This is a genomic window from Peribacillus frigoritolerans (assembly GCF_004358755.1).
Classification (GTDB): Bacteria; Bacillota; Bacilli; order Bacillales; family Bacillaceae; genus Bacillus_P.
Map to the genome: position 1 here is coordinate 551914 of NZ_SMZY01000002.1, position 16632 is coordinate 568545.

Here is a 16632-nt window from a genome sequence, read left to right on the forward strand (position 1 = left end):
CTTTTTTATTTCAGCTCCACTTTAACAGGAGGCAATTTCACAGGTTCCCCGTTCATGCTGAAGACACCGAAGGGAATAGATAAAGAATAGTCATTCAGATCAACATCAGCTGAAATGTTAAAATTCGATTGAAAGTGCAGGGTTTCAGGGTCGATCAGCTTGGCGTTATTGCCGTTAATGAAAGTGTCTCCTTTTTGGAGAGAGATGGAATCAGCAAAATTTTGGAGGATGTCCTGCTTGTAATCTGCTCCATTAATATGTTTTATACGATAGTCTAAAACGACTCTGTTATCCATTTTTGTCACTTTATTCACATACAGCTCATACCCAAACCGTTTGCTCTCTGCGGTGAAAGGCGGCGAAACGACTGGAGCCAGGGTTCGCGGCTCATCCCGCTCAATTTGCGGATAAACCATTAAGGATTCGGTTTCATCTGATAATCCCGCCGATAATAGATAACGCTGCACCGTAAGCACTTTTCCGTTTATCACTTCTGAGGCAATCACATCTCCATGACTAAGCGGGAGCTCTTTTCCATGATCGTTTTTTACACGGAATGATACGGTATCATGTTCATCAGACAACACTGTTTCGTACTCTAGCAAAGTTGTAGCTTTTCCTTTTGTCACGGAGTGAATCACAAGCTTTTCATCACCGATCTTGGTTTCTGCGTTTACAGCTGCCGTTTTATTCGGAATCCGCTTTACAGGAACGTCAAACTTCCATTCCCCTTTTTGTCCTGCGATCGATTCAAATGTCAGCGGAAGTGTAAAGTCAGCCGGCAGTTCCTTTCCTTGATAATAGAATTCCATCGAGCCCAAATATCCATCTTCCGTTTTCACAATCCCATAATGAGAGCCGGGCCACTGCTTTGATTCGCTGCCGTCGAAGAGATAATGTCCGTACCCCGAAGCAGGATCGTTCGGTCCCTCCACCCATTTTTCAGGAAGAGACTCTCCTTCTGTCTTGAATGTAACCCCTACAACATTGCCGTCAAAATACACACTTGTCAGCGTAATGCTGACCCCGTTGCTTACAGCCTTTTCATTCAGCTCTGTTACTAGTTCAGCTGACGCCAGTTCTTTGCCGATTGAAAAAGAGAAGTTTTCATAGATGGATCCGAGCACCGGGACACTTGCCAATACGTTTGTGACGGGCGTAAAAATAAATCCGGAAGCGAGCAGAATGGATGCTGCCGCTGTGGATAAAAGGGCTGCTGATTTCACAGTGTAACGGCTTTTTTTCCGCTTTTGCTCTTTGCCGGCTTTTATTCCACGTGAAACGGCGGCAAAAATATCATCTTCAGGCAGGTCAATTTCGGCGACTTGGTTCTCAAACCATTTTTTGTCCATACAGCTCTCCTCCTTCAAGCACTTGTTTCAGTTCCGCTTTAGCCCTGCGCAGATAAGTCTTAATGGTTCCTTCAGGTTTATTCATCGTTTCTGCGATCGAACGGATGGATAAATCGTGATAATAGAATAAAATAATGACAGTTTGATAGTTCTGATTCAGCGCAGAGATGGCAAAGGTAAGATCAGGCTCGCTCTCTTGATAAACAACAGCTTTCTTTTCAAGAAATGCACTCTCCATCAAGACTGTTTTTTTCTTTTTCTTCAAAAGTTCATAAGCCGTGCGGATTAAAATCTTCGTCAGCCACGTGCTGAAATATTCCGGCTGTCTTAAGCTTTCTATGGAGATAAAGGCTTTACAAACAGTCTCCTGCAGCACATCTAATGCATCTTCTTTATTCCGCACATATAAGAAAGCCGTTTTATATAGCTTGGCGCTTTCTGCTTTAACCAGCTCTTCAAATGCTTCTTCATTGCCCTTTATTGCTTTTTTGACAAGATGTAGTTGACTCACGCTTTCCTCTCCTTTCACATGTTAGAGGAATCTGATTGAAGAAAAGTTTCAAAGTGATGAAATCTACGTCATTATACAAAAATATGTAAAATAGTGGTATCATTTTTTAAAATAGAAAGGGGATGAAATCATGACTGCATTACCCCGCAGCACGATGCTTGAAGCGATGCTATCTGCTGATAGAACGTTCGACGGCGTCTTTTACACCGGTGTAAAAACAACAAAAATCTATTGTTTGCCCTCCTGCTATGCAAAAAAGCCTCTTCCTCAGAATGTGATTTTTTTCAAAACTCCAGCAGATGCTGAAAACCAGCATTTCCGCTCATGCAAAAAATGTTTTCCTGACTTTCCGCAAAGCAAGTGGATGGATCATAAGTCTTACATAGAGCTGCTCCCTCCAACTGATTTTGCCTTCAGTGAATGTCTTGTCTTTCTAGGAAGATCTGCAGCTGAAGTCCTTCACCGCGTTCAAGGGGATTTTCTGCTGAAATGGATTGAAATCGATGGAAAAAGCGTGCTGCTGAAGGTGTCAATGAAGCAGGAAAGACTAGTTATTGAATTCCCTGATCAAATCCCTGACAAGTTCCGCCGAGTACAAGCAGGAAAATACATCTGGAATCTATTTGATTTAGACAGGGAGATGCAGCCTTTTTATGAGCTGTCTGACAAGGATGACCTTTTAAGATCCGTCGTCACTAAACATTACGGACTGCGGATCATTGGCATCCCTGATCTATTTGAGGCTTTGACCTGGGCGATTATCGGCCAGCAAATCAACCTGAATTTTGCCTATACGCTTAAAAAGAGACTGATCGAACACTTCGGTCAGAGTCATGATTTTGAAGGACGCCGGCTGTGGGTTTTCCCAAAACCTGAAGTGATTGCTGAACTTGAAATGACAGATCTCCAAAAACTTCAATTCACAACAAGAAAAGCAGAATATATCCTTGCTATTGCAAAAGAGATGGCGAACAGCGGGCTATCTAAAGAAAAGCTGCTACGATTAGAAAAAGATGAAGCAAGATCTCTTCTGCTGAGCATTCGAGGTATAGGCGCATGGACAGCTGATTATGTCATGATGAAAAGCTTAAACGATTCTTCCGCTTTTCCCATTTCAGACGTCGGCTTACAAAATGCAATAAAAGCTCAGCTCAGATTAGACAAAAAGCCGTCAATCGGAGAACTGGCCAAACTTGCTGAAGGATGGAAGGGCTGGGAAGCGTATGCAGTCTTTTATTTATGGAGGTCGTTGTATCAATGATGAAAAAGTTAGTTATTCTTGTATGTACTGTCATAGCTGCAGTCCTTATCTATTTTTACGGTCTATACCAAACTTCCAAAATAGCAGAAGGTTTCCCGGTACCAGTAAGTGCAAAGCTTAGTGAGTTATCTGATGAAAAAGCTTATGAAGAATACAGCTGGACACTTGCTTCAGAAGAGAACGGCCTTCCATCTGCCTATCTCCTTGCAATCAATCTTTGGGGCTGGAAGAAAGTCGATCAGATGGGAGCCCTGACAACGTACGAAAAAAACGGGGAGAAAATAGACGTGATCTTGCAGACTGATTATTTATACATAACGAAAAGCGAATAAAAAAGGGCAGCACAGGCTGGCGGAGTGCAAACATTTTAATTAACATGATTAACATACCAATTAGCTGAGCTTTTGGTGAGCATTTTTTTTAGGGGTTTATTTGGGAAAATGCTATCTTCAACACATATTTCAGCATATGAATCAGCAAGACCTTGCTGCTCATTAAAGTGTATTTATTTGTACCGCAAATTCTATTATTACTTTAAGCGGTTAAATAAAAATAAGGAACTCCAGATTTTTAAGAAGTTCCGATTGTTCTTCAATTTTTGCCCCCGATAGCTTAATAAGGATTTCACTTTTGCTTCTCGTTTAACTGCTTCAACCATACTTTAAACCACTCGTAAGGTAGCTCTACTTTAGAAAGGTCTAATTTCTGCAATTCTTCTAATGAATATGTATTTACTAAAAACAAATCCCATTGACATTCAATATCTCTTGCTAAGTTTATAGCCATTGAATCATTCTCATCTAATTCGGTACCTTCATCATTATCGAATACCATTGTTAAGTTATCGCACCAATTAACAAAATCATATTGTGAAAAGCTGTTTTCTTTACTACATAGGGTACCTAATAATGTCTTTAAGTTTTCAATTTTATATGGAATATTTATGCTCGTGTCATTATAATTCCAATCCATTTAAGAACCCCTTCATTTATATATTTTTTACAACCTGTCATATTTTGGGGAATAAAAGGAGTGATTACAATATGTCGCAATCGCCCCCGATTGTTTAATAAGGGTAAGTTAGTCCTTATCCCTGATTATAAAATTGGCTAGAATTCCGCATACAATAATAGTCAATCCAGCAAAGATTCCAGCATATATTCTTTTGTCCCAGTCTATAAGAGAATTTGAGATAGTAATTACAGTGGCAGCAAAAAAGGACATAAGAATTATTTGAGGGATATTTAATTTCATTTTAAATTTTTCCATAAAAAGCTCCTTATTAGACATTGAGTCTCCTTCAAATTATACAAAACATATTACTAATAAGCCCACTTTAACTAAATAACCACTGATAAACTATATAAATGACAATTAGACCAACAACTACAAAACCGCCAATTGTAGGACTGCCATAAACTGTTCGGTTCCACCCATCATCAGTATTGATTTTACTTTTTTCTTCGTCTTTTTTCATTGTATAGCCCCCCCTTTTTACCAAAAACCTTATTCCATTAAACTGCCAGATTGAAGAATTACCGTTATTTCCATTTTATCACAATTACACAACTAAAAAGGGAATCATTGATAGTAAAACACACCAATTATGCTTACTAATTGGTGTGTTAAATGATGAACTATTTATTATGTTGTTTTATTGCTTTACAGCTTTACAGCCTTATACCATTCCAGAGTTCACTCTGTTGTTTAATTATGCTCCTATTATTCTTCAGTGTCTTCGTCACTTTTGTATTCTAAAATGTCTCCGGGCTGACATTCTAAAGCCTTGCAAATCGCCTCTAAGGTTGAGAGTCTAATTGCTTTTGCCTTCCCATTTTTCAATATAGAAAGGTTAGCCATTGTTATTCCAACCCTCTCCGAAAGTTCTGTTACGCTCATTTTCCTTTTAGCCAGCATCACATCAATATTGATTATAATCGCCATGTTTTTCACCTCAGACCGTTAAATCATTTTCTGATTTTATTTCTATGGCATTTTTTAATAGCTTTTGAAGAACAGCGGCAAAAACGGCAACCACCATGCAGCCAAAAATAATGACCATACCGATTAAAATAATACCTGGGGCATCGTCTACCTCTGCCATGAGATATAAGAGAGGCATAAATACCACATATAAGGCACTGATGGTAATGGCACAGTATTTGATATTCTCTAAAGAATTTACAGTTAATTCCGAAAACGACTGATTCTTGTCAATGTAGTTTAAAAGTTTAAAAGTCTGGTACAATGCAGCGAAAAATACGATCGCTGTTACATAGAGTCCGATTAAAAAGGGATATTGCAAAAAATCCAGCTTCGGATTTAATTCTGCAAAAAATTCAGCTATCTCTGGCAACACAAATATACACAAAGCAAGAACAGGAAGTCCCATAAGAACAACAGCGAACTTTAAAAATAATGTTTCCCGTTTCATGAAAAGCACCTCACCTACTTATTATTAATTTGATTTTACCACGCATTTATCGTTTTGCAATAAATTATTATTGAATCTTATTATATTATTGTTGTTATATAAATATGTTTTAATAAAAATAAAAAAGTTGTTCAGGAACATGGTCTGACGTGCTGATCAAAAAGATTGAATGAAAAAAACACACCATTTCAAATGGTGTGCCAGATAGGGTATTATATAGATTGTTTTGCACCAGTGAACCAAGCTGGTTGAGCTCTTTTCAATAGTAAGGTGAAATCATCAAGTAAACAATTACACCCGTAAAGCTTACATATAACCAGATCGGCATGCTCCAGCGGACAATCTTCCGGTGCTTTGTCAGCTGTCCTGTCCAGCCCCATACAAGTGAGAAAAGGGCAAGCGGCACAATGATGGCAGCAAGGAAACTGTGTGTAATCAGAATGAAGAAGTAGATGCTGCGAATGATCCCTTCTCCGCCAAAACGAGTCGTTTCTACTGATAAGTAGTGATACGTCAGATAAGATACACAGAAAAGCAATGTCGTAGTAAAAGCGGCTAAAATAAAGCCTTTATGCAGCTTCACATCCTTTTTAATAATCGAGACAAGCGCGATGACCAGGAAAACAAACGTAAAACTGTTCAGTACGGCATTGATCCTCGGGAAAATATGAATATCAAATTTAACTTCGCCGCCATAGCCGATCGGCAAAAAGAACAAACCCAGAATAATCGCATTGACGACAAGAGAAAGGGTGACGATAATCGCCGTATAATTCTTGCCTGTGCGAGCTGTTTCTTCCATAATGATTCTCTCCTCATGATTCAATATGTTCTATTGTACCACGAGATTATGTGCTAATATTCGACAATTGTATGAAGGATGCTCTTAAAAAGAAGGCATTTTAGTGGACAGGCTGTTCAAAACAGAGTCCATATTTCTTCAGCTTTCTCACAATCGTCGGCTGGCTGCTGTCAAGGGCTTCCGCAATTTCATAAGTTGTTTTGTACTGTTTTACCGCAAGCGACAAGATTTTTTCCTCCGCAAGCTCAGCCGCTTCCTTCAGCGTGACAATTTTAGAAATATGGATCGGGCTTTCCTGACGCTGATACTCTGAAGGCAGATCCCGGATCTTTAATAACTCCTCTTCGCTGATTAAAACGAGTCTTTCAATTAAATTCGCAAGCTCGCGTACATTTCCAGGCCAGCTGTATGTGTAAAAAAAATCTTTAAGAGCCGCATCCATCCGTTTTTTCTTCTCATACCTTTTATTGGCTTTCTCTAAAAAAAGCTCCGTAAGCGGCAGGATATCGCTTTTTCGGTCCCTGAGCGCAGGAATCAGAATCGGAACAACATTCAGCCGGTAAAATAAATCCTCGCGGAACTCACCTTTTTGAACCATTTCCTTCAGGTCTTTATTTGTGGCAGCAAGGATTCTGACATCCACTTTTTTCGGCGCCGTTCCGCCTACCCGCTGAATTTCTTTTTCCTGAATCACACGCAGGAGCTTCACCTGAAGGCTTAGCGGAAGCTCACCGATTTCATCCAGAAACACAACACCCTTGTCCGCCATTTCAAACATGCCTGGTTTCCCCTGTTTGTTTGCACCCGTAAAGGCGCCTGCTTCATAGCCAAACAGCTCGGATTCAAGCAGATCAGCAGGGATGGCACCGCAATTGACCTTAATAAACTCACCCTTTTTTGCACGGGCACTATTGCTGTAAATGTATCGGGCAAGGACATCTTTTCCGACACCGGTTTCTCCGAGGATTAAAATCGTCGCATCTACATTCATCACTCTGTCAGCCGTTTCATAAATAAAGATTAATTCTTCGCTTTTAACGATGACATCTCCGCTCAAACCCGTTTTTCCTTTTAACCGCTCAATCTCTTTTTTATAGCTGTCATTCAATTTCGTCGCTTTCCGCAATGCGCTCTGTAGATCATTCAGTTCAGAGAGATCACGGATATTTGTCACGATGCTCTCAATTTCGCCTTTATCATTAAAAACAGGATTACCGGTCAGGAGCGTTTCTTTCCCGGCCCGGTTCAGCTGAACAACCGAAACACTCCGCTTTTTATCCAATACTTTATGAGTCACTGAATTTTCAAGAATCCCCCGGCTGATGAGAGCATTCACATTTTTCCCGATATAGTAATCTTTCGGAATCCCCGTAATCCGTTCAATCGCCGAATTCGTTTTTAATGTGACACCCTCTTTATCTGTAATATATATGCCGTCATATGAATTTTCGATGATCGCGTCCAGTTCACGATTGACCCTCTTTGATTCCTTCAGCTCATTCATCAGGGAAATAAGTTCGGTGGAAGCGGTTCCAATAAAGAGATTATCAGCAGAATCAGCAAGCTTTGTCTTGATAAAAATACAGCTGGAACCGCCGCAGCTCGCATGAATCAGTTTCCCGCCTTTTAGTTCTTCCCACACATCAAACAAGTCGCTTACTTTCATCTTTTGAACGTCAGTGCGGCCAGTGAAATTCAGGACAATTTCATTGCTGTGCAAAATGACATTGCTGCTTGACGTCACAACACAAGGAAAAGGAATGCTTTCAATCATCTTCGCATTCATGGCAATCACCTCTCGAATTTCAGCTGCTGGTACTGAAAATGAAGATCAGACAACGCAGCAACAATCGCATGAATCGCTTTCCCGCAGTAATTTTCCTTAACATGCTGGATTACTTCTTCTATCCCATGCTGAAGACAGTAGCCCCGAAGCAGGCGTCCGACGAAATCTCTTCCGTGTTCTGTCGCAAGCGTACAGGATGCTTCCAAAATTACTGCATACCTCTTATCAATTTCAACCGTAATGGTCAGCATGTCATATACATTTTTTGCAGCCATCCCTGCTGGCAAGCGAGCATGTCCGGCAATAAACATCGTCTGTGAGTGCATCGTGCAGCCCTTCCTTTCGGGCAAAAACCCCAATTTGATACTGACTTACTTCTTTATTTTTTGGGGGAATCCTGCTTTATTGAAAAAACACTTTGATTAACCCATATAAAAAAGCACCCATCAATTCAAGTGCTCAAATAATATTGCCATTTGATTTTACACATGTCCCTCTTGCCTTTACCCCTAAAAAAAGATACCCGCAGCTTATAACCGCGGGTTGCTCAATCAGCTTTCTACTTTCTCTTTCGCATCTTCAAACGGCCAGCTCGGAAGCATGTTTGAGAGCGCTTTATCTTCACGGTATCCTAAAACGTATTCCGCCTGCATAACTGTGTGGATCTCTCTTGTTCCCTCATAAATAACCGGTGCTTTTGAATTTCTCAAGAAGCGTTCGACCGGATATTCGTTGGAGTATCCGTATGCTCCGTGAATCTGAACGGCATCGTTTGCTGCTTCATTTGCGAAATCACAGGATTGCCATTTTGCCAGAGACGTTTCTCTCGTATTGCGCTTGCCTTCATTTTTCAGGCAGCCAGCGCGGAATACAAGGAGACGTGACATGTGATAGCCTGCTTCCATTTTTGCAATCATCTGCTGAACAAGCTGATGCTTTCCGATTTCTTTTCCAAACGTTTTCCGTTCATGACAGTAATTTACGCTTTCTTCCATACAGGCCTGAATGAGACCGCATGCTCCTGCTGCTACTGTGAATCTTCCATTATCGAGTGCAGACATGGCAATTTTAAAGCCGTCGCCTTCTTGTCCAAGCAGGTTTTCTTTCGGAACTTTAATATGATCAAAGAAGATTTCTCCCGTATTCCCCGCTCGGATACCAAGCTTGCCTTTAATAGCTTTTGAATCAAAGCCAGGCATTGTGCGTTCTACGATGAATGCAGAAATTCCATGGTGTTTTTTACTTTTATCCGTATAGGCAAATACCAGGAAATGATCCGCATAATCACACAAGGAAATCCACGTCTTCTGACCGTTCAGTATGTAATGATCACCATCTAAAACAGATGTTGTCTGAAGCGCAGCCACATCAGATCCTGCATTAGGCTCAGTTAATCCAAACGCCCCGACCTTTTCTCCTTTTGCCTGAGGAACTAAGTATTTCTGTTTTTGTTCCTCATTTCCCCATTGCAGCAGCGTCAGACTGTTCAAACCCGTATGAACAGAAACGGCCGTACGATACGCCGTATCCCCGCGCTCAAGCTCCTCGCACACAATCGCAAGTGTGTTGTAGTCCATAGCGCTTCCGCCATATTCTTCCGGAATACAAATTCCCATAAGCCCAAGCTCTGCAAGCTTTTTCAAAATGGAAGGCTCGAAATGCCCCGCTGCATCCCACTCTGCAATCTTCGGATTAATCTCTTTATCTACGAAATCACGCACCATTTTTCTTACTGCATGTTGTTCTTCAGACAAGTTAAAGTTCATCATTACTCCATCCCCTTTGTGGTTGTAGATATAAAAAAAGCCAACTGCACACTGAAGGCAGCTGGCTTTTGTCAACGTTAATCATTCTCTTCCATAGACAAATCAGCAGATTTGAAAAAAATCCTATTAATGCTGGTAATAAACGAAATCACGGGACACTGGAGGGCTAACTCTTTAGGCGTGAAATACGTTTAGTTAACTGGATTATACACATAAGCACGTGAAAACGCAATAATTTAATTGAAAATTCTATCTACTCACATTTTCACAAGTGTTCTGCCCCGGACTTCCCCATTTAATATTTTTTCCACAATGGACGGAATTTCTTCAAGAGACACTTCATTCACAATTTCTTTATCAAGATTGTCAGGCTTCAGATCAGACGCAAGTCTCTCCCAGACTGTCAGCCTCTTTTCCATCGGGCAGTAGACTGAATCAATTCCTAATAGATTAATGCCTCTTAAAATAAATGGATAGACACTCGCTGCAACCTCTGCTCCGCCAGTCAAACCGCTTACTGCCACCGATCCTCCGTATTTAGTTGCGCTCAGCAAATACTCAAGTGTTTTTCCCCCGACTGGATCAACTGCAGCGGCAAAAAGCTGTTTGCGAAGCGGTTTACCGTCGTCAGAAGTAACTTCTTCCCTCGATAAAATTTCTTTAGCTCCCAGCTGCTTTAAATAAGCGTGCTCTGATTTTTTTCCGGAACTAGCAGCAACCTCGTAGCCTTTTTTAGATAAGATATCGACGGCAATACTTCCAACTCCGCCAGTTGCACCGGTAACCAGCACTTTTCCGTTTTCAGGAGTCAGTCCGTTTTCTTCCAGCCTCAAAATGGATAATGCAGCTGTAAATCCAGCAGTACCCAGAATCATCGCTTCTTTTAACGTTAACCCTTCAGGCAGCGGAACAACCCATTCTGCAGGGACACGGGCGTACTCACTGAATCCGCCAAAATGAGAGATTCCTAGTTCATAGCTTGTGACTATGACTTCGTCGCCCTTTTTAAAAGATTCGTTGCTGGACTCTACAACCGTGCCTGCGAGGTCAATCCCTGGAACCATCGGGTAATTTCTTACGATCGATTTAGGAAGCGTCGCTAAGCCATCCTTATAGTTAATGCTTGAGTAGGCAACTTTAATTGTGACATCACCCTCCGGCAAGTCTGTCAGCGACAGCGGCTTTATTTCCGATTGAATCTTATCCTCTTGCTTATCAATGACAAAGGCTCTGAACTTTTCCATAGAATCGACTTCCCTTCTTCTTTTGTTAAAGCCATTGTAATAGATTGACTGCCATAGTCCAATCTTTTACACTTGAAGAACTGAAAAAGAAGCAGGTGAATCTATGGAATTTAAAATTAACTATCTTTCTTTTTACCTCATCCAAGTAGATGGAAAAGAAGAGAATGCCAATAAACAATATAAACATTTTCAAACATTAACGACTGAAGAGTACGAAGGAAACGCGCTGAAAGATTTCCTGGACGGAGAACTGAAGAAAATCGTCAAACGCAAAGTCGAGAAGCATCCGCGCAGTGAACAGGTTCCGACCAAACTTGGATACTTTGTCGTTGAACCCGGCTATGAGCTTGATTCCAATCCAAACTACAACCTTTTCCATAAAGCGCTGACTGCCGATTCAAAAGAAACATTCAAAGAAGCAAGTGAACGATTTGTCGGAGCTTATTTGGATGCAAGCGCTGTTCGCGGCGGGGCATTTCTTGTTCTTTCCGCAACTCCTGAAAAATACTTTGAGGATACCTTTTTGTTCATCTTAAAATGTGATTTCGAACCAAAGGTTGCCTCGATCTCGGATGAATCCACTCTCATCCGCAACGTGCAGATGGCCATTACAACAAAAAACATGAAATCCATTCAATACCCGTACATGCCGGAAGAAGGAATGACAGAGCCGGGCGAGCTGAAAATTCATCAGGCCTCACATGCACGCTACTTTGAAGACTTCCTGAAATTCGTCGAATACGGAGAATCCATGCCGGAAATCATGAAAACCCAAGTCATGAGCATGGTCCAGGAGCACGTGCTTGAAACATACGAAGAAAACAGCCAGGAACGCCAGCAGTTTGAGCATGACATGGAAATCTGGGAAGCAAGCGAAAAGCGTGAAATTCAAGAGCGTCTGGATACCCATCAAGTCATTGAAGCTGCAGCGCAAATCGTAGAGCACACACCAGAAGCTGAGTTGAAAATGAAGCTTGGTGAAACTTCCATTAAAGGATTGCTTGCGGACTATGGGGAAAATATTCACCTGGGGAAAATCAATGGCAGGTATGTGCTGTTGGTAGAGGCGGATACGATTCAGTTTGAGAAAGGTGTTTCGCCGATAGAGTTTCACCGGCCGGAAGAGCTTGGGGAGATTATTGAGAGGATCGAGCGAAAGAGTGCTGATCAATAATAGAATTTTCAGGGCTAATACAGTTCTTCAAATTTCCTTTTAGAAAAATGCAAATAACAAAACATGAGTTACGTAAATATTAATCAATTTAAAGGCAAATTAGTTTGTGATAGTTGCGTTGAAGATTTAGTTGGTTCATTAGTAAAATAAATGAGTAGTTCGAACGTATAATTCTCAACCGTGCAACAGGAGACCTATAAATCAAGGTATCCTGTTTTTTTTGCTGTTATCTAGGTAATTAGAATTATTAGATGGTAATTTCGGGAATTTTATTGTACTATTAGTATGTTCTTAATAAAGAATAAAGGAGAGGTTATTTGTGAGTAAAAAAGGTATTATTTCATTAGTTGCTGCAGGTCTATTAGCTTCATCATTATCTGTTGGTGCTGTAAAGGCTGAAGGGAATAAGTACGAACTGTCTAAGAAGAGTATTGAAAGTCAAATTGAAAAACCTCTTAATAAAGGAATCATTGATTCACGCACATTTAATCAGCTTGAAAAAGAAGTAAAAGAATCTCAATCTTACCTAACAAAAAGTTTAAATAAAATGCGAGTAATGAGCAGCGCCGCAGCCAGCGATGAAGAGTATTTGCTTGAAATGGAATACAATGACACTTTTAATACTGCAAATGCCACATCGTATAATATGCCAACAATAGGACAATTGCTGCCTTTATATGATGTAGATTTTCATAAAGTCGTTGTACCGCAAAATGGTTTGCTAATGGTAGCTGGGGGTACTAACTCCTATGCTATTGATCTAGTATTTGCCGCTATGCAAAAAGATTTTGTTGAGAATGATAAATTAGTATATTTGGGTTCTGAGTATGAAGAGGGAATTGAGTACCAGGTGTACCAGGCTAAGGGTGGCACTTACTATGTAGGCGTTATCGACAATGATAACAATTACTTTGATGATAATACAGAAGAAGATTTATATGCACTCGCAACTGCATTCGCAGACAATGTGGCTCCAAACAAGCCAACTGTCAACAAGGTAGATAATAATGACAAAGTTGTAACAGGCAAAGGTGAATCTGGTGCCACAATTACTGTTAAAAATGGTAATACAGTAGCAGGTTCTGCTAAAGCTTCATCTAATGGTAATTTCACAGTTAATATGGCCGTTCAAAAAGCCGGCACAAAATTGACAATCACAGCTAAGGATAAGGCAGGAAATGTGAGTCCAAGTGTGTCAGTAACTGTTGTAGATGGTACAGCACCAAGCAAACCAGCTGTAAACAAAGTTGATAACAATGATAAAGTTGTATCTGGAAAGGCAGAGGCCAACTCTGCAGTTACAGTTAAAAGAGGTGATGCATTATTAGGAACAACAAAGGCGGCAGCTAACGGTTCGTTCTCTGTTTCCATACCTGTTCAAGGAGCAGGCGCCAAGTTGACAGTTACAGCCAAAGACAGTGCAGGAAATGTAAGTCCATCTGCCTCAGTGACTGTAGCAGATGTAATTGCCCCTACAAAGCCTACTGTTAATAAAGTCGATAGCAATGACAAAGTTTTAACCGGAAAGGCTGAATACAATTCTACAATCACAATTAAAAATGGGAAAACTGTACTGGCAACAGGAAAGACCCCAAAAAGTGGATCATTCTCAGTTGCCATACCGGTTCAAAAAGCGGGCGTTAAGTTAACTGTTACTGCAAAAGACGGTGCAGGAAATGTAAGTTCAGCCACTACCGTTACAGTAGTAAAGCATTAAAACAAGAAGAAAAACCGCACGATTGAGTTTTCATCGTGCGGTTAACTATGTACAATTAGCAAGACTGTGTTGGAATCTGGCACGCAGGTCTCAAGCAATTTTTAAAACTGTACATGGATGTCAGTACCACATACTGTATTGAAATCTATTAGTTCAAACACTTTTTTCAACCTTCCATCGCATTGAAAACAATAGTTTAGTACTTTATATTTTTTTTACCTCCTCCTCCTCTCTGTCTATTCCCCCAAAAATCTTATATACTTAACCTATCTGAGTTTCAAAAGGGGAATGGATTCCGAATGAAGGAAGAGCTGCATTATATCGGCCATAAAATACTGGAAAACGCTAGGGAAATCACGCTGAATATACCAAATGTTCAAGACACACAGCACACACAGCAGCTAGATAAATCCGGTTTCCCGTTAAGAGAACGTATTGCCTATCGGGATGAACTGATTGGATATTTAGGACAGGCTTTATGCGGAGAATCTGTAAATGAGCAAGTGGAAAATTGGAGCATCAAAATTTCTAAGCGTGCGATTCATTTTAATGTACCGTTATGCCAATGTCTGCGTGCAATTGCCGCTTACCGTACAGCATTATGGGATACGCTTACTGAAGAGCTTCATAAAAACAATTTTTCAGCCATCACCATGCTCGATGTGTCAAAAATCATTGAACCCCTTATTGATAGAGCATGCAGTGTCACAGGCAGTGTCTATGAAAATCACAGCAATGAATTAATGAAAATTGCTTATTCAGCACTTGAAGAATTATCTGTTCCAGTTGTTCCGATTGCAGACGGCATCGCCGTTATCCCGCTTGTTGGCGCAGTCGATACGCGCCGCGCTTCCTTAATTATGGAGATTGCGCTACATGAAGGAGCCCGTCTGAATATAGAGCATATGATTCTGGATGTATCCGGAGTGCCAATCATCGATACAATGGTCGCTGATCAAATTTTTAAGATTGTTAACGCTCTGAAGCTGAGCGGCATTGATACAGTTCTGACAGGCATTCGCCCTGAGATCGCCCAGACGATTATGAGCCTTGGACTAGATTTTAATGCAGTGACGACTAAATTTAATATGAAACAGGCTTTGTATGACTTTGGTTTTAGAAAACGTTAAAAGCTGCCGCCACTCAAGTTGGCTGCAGCTTTTTTGTTTCTATAAAATTTTACTGAGAAAACTCTTTGTACGTTCATGCTTTGTATTTTCAAAGATCTCCCTGGGGGAGTTTTCTTCGATAATCATCCCATCATCCATAAAGATGACACGATCTCCTGCTTCGCGGGCAAAGCCCATTTCATGTGTGACAATTATCATTGTCATTCCTTCTTTAGCCAGATTCTTCATGACTTCCAGCACTTCCCCAACCATTTCCGGATCAAGAGCTGAGGTAGGTTCGTCAAACAGCATGATTTTCGGTTCCATCGCGAGGGCCCTTGCAATCGCAACACGCTGCTTTTGTCCGCCTGATAAGGAATCGGGATATACATTCTCTTTTTCAGAAAGCCCCACTTTCTGAAGAAGCTCACGTGCTTTAACCTCTGCTTTTTCCTTGCTCCATTTTCGTACAATGATTGGAGAGACTGTGAGATTTTCAAGGACTGTTTTGTGAGGAAACAAATTAAAATGCTGAAAGACCATTCCCACATCTTTTCTGATGGCATTGATGTCTGTCGATCGGGCGGTCAAATCAGTCCCTTCGATGTACACGTGCCCTTCTGTAATGGTTTCCAGCAAGTTTAAACACCTCAGCAGCGTTGATTTTCCTGATCCTGAAGGTCCAATCACGACGACAACTTCCTGCGGATTTACTTCCATTGATATCCCTTTGAGTACCTCATGTTTTCCAAAAGATTTTTTCAGTGCTTTTACCGAGATCATTCTGTGTCTAACCTTCTTTCTACGTAATTTAGCAAATAGGTTAGGGTTAATGTAAGCACTAAATAAACAAAAGCGACTGTCAGGTAAGGTTCCCAAATCCGATAATATTGACCGGTGGCGGCCTTGCCCCAGTACATTAATTCCGGCACTGAAATCAGTGATATCAGCGAAGAATCTTTAAGCAGGACGATAAATTCATTTCCAAGCGGAGGAATCATCCGTTTCACTGCCTGCGGTAAAATCACTTCCTTCATTGCCTGCATATGATTCATTCCAAGTGATCGTGCTGCTTCCATTTGTCCCCTGTCGATTGACTTAATGCCGGCCCTGAAGATTTCCGCTATGTAAGCAGCAGCATTTAAGGCTAAGGAGACAACTCCTGATAGGATGGGATTCACTGTAGACATAAACAAGGGCATTACACCAAAATGGATAATGAAGATCTGAACCAGCAGCGGCGTGCCTCTGAAAAAATTGACGTACCAGACAAAAGGCAGCCTAGCAAGCGGATTTTTCATCATTTTACCTATGCCTATAAAAAGCCCTAAGATTGCTCCAAGCAGAACGCCCATAATCGTGATGGCGATTGTCCAAAGTGTTCCTTCTATAAAAAGCGGCAAATAATCTATTATAATATCAAAACGGAAATCCATAGCTGTCTCCTTTATGTTTAAATCGAATGAAAAGCACAGT

The 16632-nt window shown here is 40.9% G+C and carries 19 protein-coding genes; 5 read left to right on the plus strand and 14 right to left on the minus strand.

Features of this window, described 5'->3' with window-relative positions:
• Positions 1–5 precede the first annotated feature (5 nt).
• Positions 6–1352 carry a DUF4179 domain-containing protein gene (locus E2R53_RS10165; protein ID WP_133311647.1) on the minus strand — a complete coding sequence of 449 codons (1347 nt, stop codon included), beginning with the start codon at positions 1350–1352 and terminating at the stop codon, positions 6–8.
• Positions 1333–1863, minus strand: a complete 531-nt coding sequence (locus tag E2R53_RS10170) for a sigma-70 family RNA polymerase sigma factor (protein ID WP_133311648.1) — start codon at positions 1861–1863, stop codon at positions 1333–1335. Before E2R53_RS10170 ends, E2R53_RS10165 begins: the two co-directional genes overlap by 20 nt.
• Before the next feature lie 130 nt (positions 1864–1993).
• Here E2R53_RS10170 and E2R53_RS10175 point away from each other — a divergent pair, with 130 nt between their 5' ends.
• Both E2R53_RS10175 and E2R53_RS10180 read left to right on the plus strand, forming a co-directional pair.
• On the plus strand, positions 1994–3124 hold the full coding sequence (locus tag E2R53_RS10175) for an Ada metal-binding domain-containing protein (RefSeq protein WP_133311649.1): 1131 nt from the start codon (positions 1994–1996) through the stop codon (positions 3122–3124).
• Positions 3121–3456, plus strand: a complete 336-nt coding sequence (locus tag E2R53_RS10180) for a hypothetical protein (RefSeq protein WP_133311650.1) — start codon at positions 3121–3123, stop codon at positions 3454–3456. Before E2R53_RS10175 ends, E2R53_RS10180 begins: the two co-directional genes overlap by 4 nt.
• A gap of 292 nt (positions 3457–3748) precedes the next feature.
• On the opposite strand, the gene E2R53_RS10185 is transcribed toward E2R53_RS10180, so the two are convergent.
• From E2R53_RS10185 to E2R53_RS10225, 10 genes are all read right to left on the minus strand, one after another.
• A complete protein-coding gene (locus E2R53_RS10185) occupies positions 3749–4096 on the minus strand; it encodes a hypothetical protein (RefSeq protein WP_133311651.1) in 348 nt (115 codons plus the stop codon).
• 108 nt (positions 4097–4204) lie between these two features.
• Positions 4205–4393, minus strand: a complete 189-nt coding sequence (locus tag E2R53_RS10190) for a hypothetical protein (RefSeq protein WP_133311652.1) — start codon at positions 4391–4393, stop codon at positions 4205–4207.
• 67 nt (positions 4394–4460) lie between these two features.
• Complete coding sequence (locus E2R53_RS23225) at positions 4461–4601, minus strand: hypothetical protein (RefSeq protein ID WP_165970949.1); 141 nt, start codon at positions 4599–4601, stop codon at positions 4461–4463.
• 245 nt (positions 4602–4846) lie between these two features.
• Positions 4847–5068 carry a helix-turn-helix domain-containing protein gene (locus E2R53_RS10195; protein WP_133311653.1) on the minus strand — a complete coding sequence of 74 codons (222 nt, stop codon included), beginning with the start codon at positions 5066–5068 and terminating at the stop codon, positions 4847–4849.
• A 10-nt stretch (positions 5069–5078) separates the two neighbouring features.
• Entirely contained in the window at positions 5079–5558 is a 480-nt protein-coding gene (locus E2R53_RS10200) for a DUF2975 domain-containing protein (RefSeq protein WP_133311654.1), read from the minus strand.
• Positions 5559–5817: 259 nt separating this feature from the next.
• Complete coding sequence (locus tag E2R53_RS10205; RefSeq protein WP_133311655.1) at positions 5818–6360, minus strand: DUF420 domain-containing protein; 543 nt, start codon at positions 6358–6360, stop codon at positions 5818–5820.
• Between the two features lie 100 nt (positions 6361–6460).
• Positions 6461–8146: a sigma-54 interaction domain-containing protein gene (locus E2R53_RS10210; RefSeq protein WP_133311656.1), complete on the minus strand. Its 1686-nt coding sequence runs from the start codon at positions 8144–8146 to the stop codon at positions 6461–6463.
• 5 nt (positions 8147–8151) lie between these two features.
• Positions 8152–8472 (minus strand): DUF3870 domain-containing protein, encoded by a 321-nt coding sequence (locus E2R53_RS10215; RefSeq protein ID WP_133311657.1) that lies wholly within the window; start codon positions 8470–8472, stop codon positions 8152–8154.
• Between the two features lie 225 nt (positions 8473–8697).
• Positions 8698–9912, minus strand: coding sequence for an acyl-CoA dehydrogenase family protein (locus tag E2R53_RS10220; protein WP_133312249.1), 1215 nt, complete (start codon positions 9910–9912; stop codon positions 8698–8700).
• A 257-nt stretch (positions 9913–10169) separates the two neighbouring features.
• Complete coding sequence (locus E2R53_RS10225; protein WP_133311658.1) at positions 10170–11156, minus strand: NADPH:quinone oxidoreductase family protein; 987 nt, start codon at positions 11154–11156, stop codon at positions 10170–10172.
• A gap of 103 nt (positions 11157–11259) precedes the next feature.
• Between E2R53_RS10225 and E2R53_RS10230 the strand changes: the two genes are divergently transcribed.
• The 3 genes from E2R53_RS10230 to E2R53_RS10240 all read left to right on the plus strand — a co-directional run bounded on the left by E2R53_RS10230 (position 11260) and on the right by E2R53_RS10240 (position 15177).
• A complete protein-coding gene (locus E2R53_RS10230) occupies positions 11260–12330 on the plus strand; it encodes a DUF3900 domain-containing protein (protein WP_133311659.1) in 1071 nt (356 codons plus the stop codon).
• 319 nt (positions 12331–12649) lie between these two features.
• Positions 12650–14047: an Ig-like domain-containing protein gene (locus E2R53_RS10235; RefSeq protein ID WP_165970950.1), complete on the plus strand. Its 1398-nt coding sequence runs from the start codon at positions 12650–12652 to the stop codon at positions 14045–14047.
• 299 nt (positions 14048–14346) lie between these two features.
• Positions 14347–15177 carry an STAS domain-containing protein gene (locus E2R53_RS10240; RefSeq protein WP_133311660.1) on the plus strand — a complete coding sequence of 277 codons (831 nt, stop codon included), beginning with the start codon at positions 14347–14349 and terminating at the stop codon, positions 15175–15177.
• 39 nt (positions 15178–15216) lie between these two features.
• On the opposite strand, the gene E2R53_RS10245 is transcribed toward E2R53_RS10240, so the two are convergent.
• On the minus strand, positions 15217–15939 hold the full coding sequence (locus tag E2R53_RS10245) for an amino acid ABC transporter ATP-binding protein (protein ID WP_133311661.1): 723 nt from the start codon (positions 15937–15939) through the stop codon (positions 15217–15219).
• Positions 15936–16592: an amino acid ABC transporter permease gene (locus E2R53_RS10250; RefSeq protein ID WP_133311662.1), complete on the minus strand. Its 657-nt coding sequence runs from the start codon at positions 16590–16592 to the stop codon at positions 15936–15938. Before E2R53_RS10250 ends, E2R53_RS10245 begins: the two co-directional genes overlap by 4 nt.
• Positions 16593–16632 lie beyond the last annotated feature (40 nt).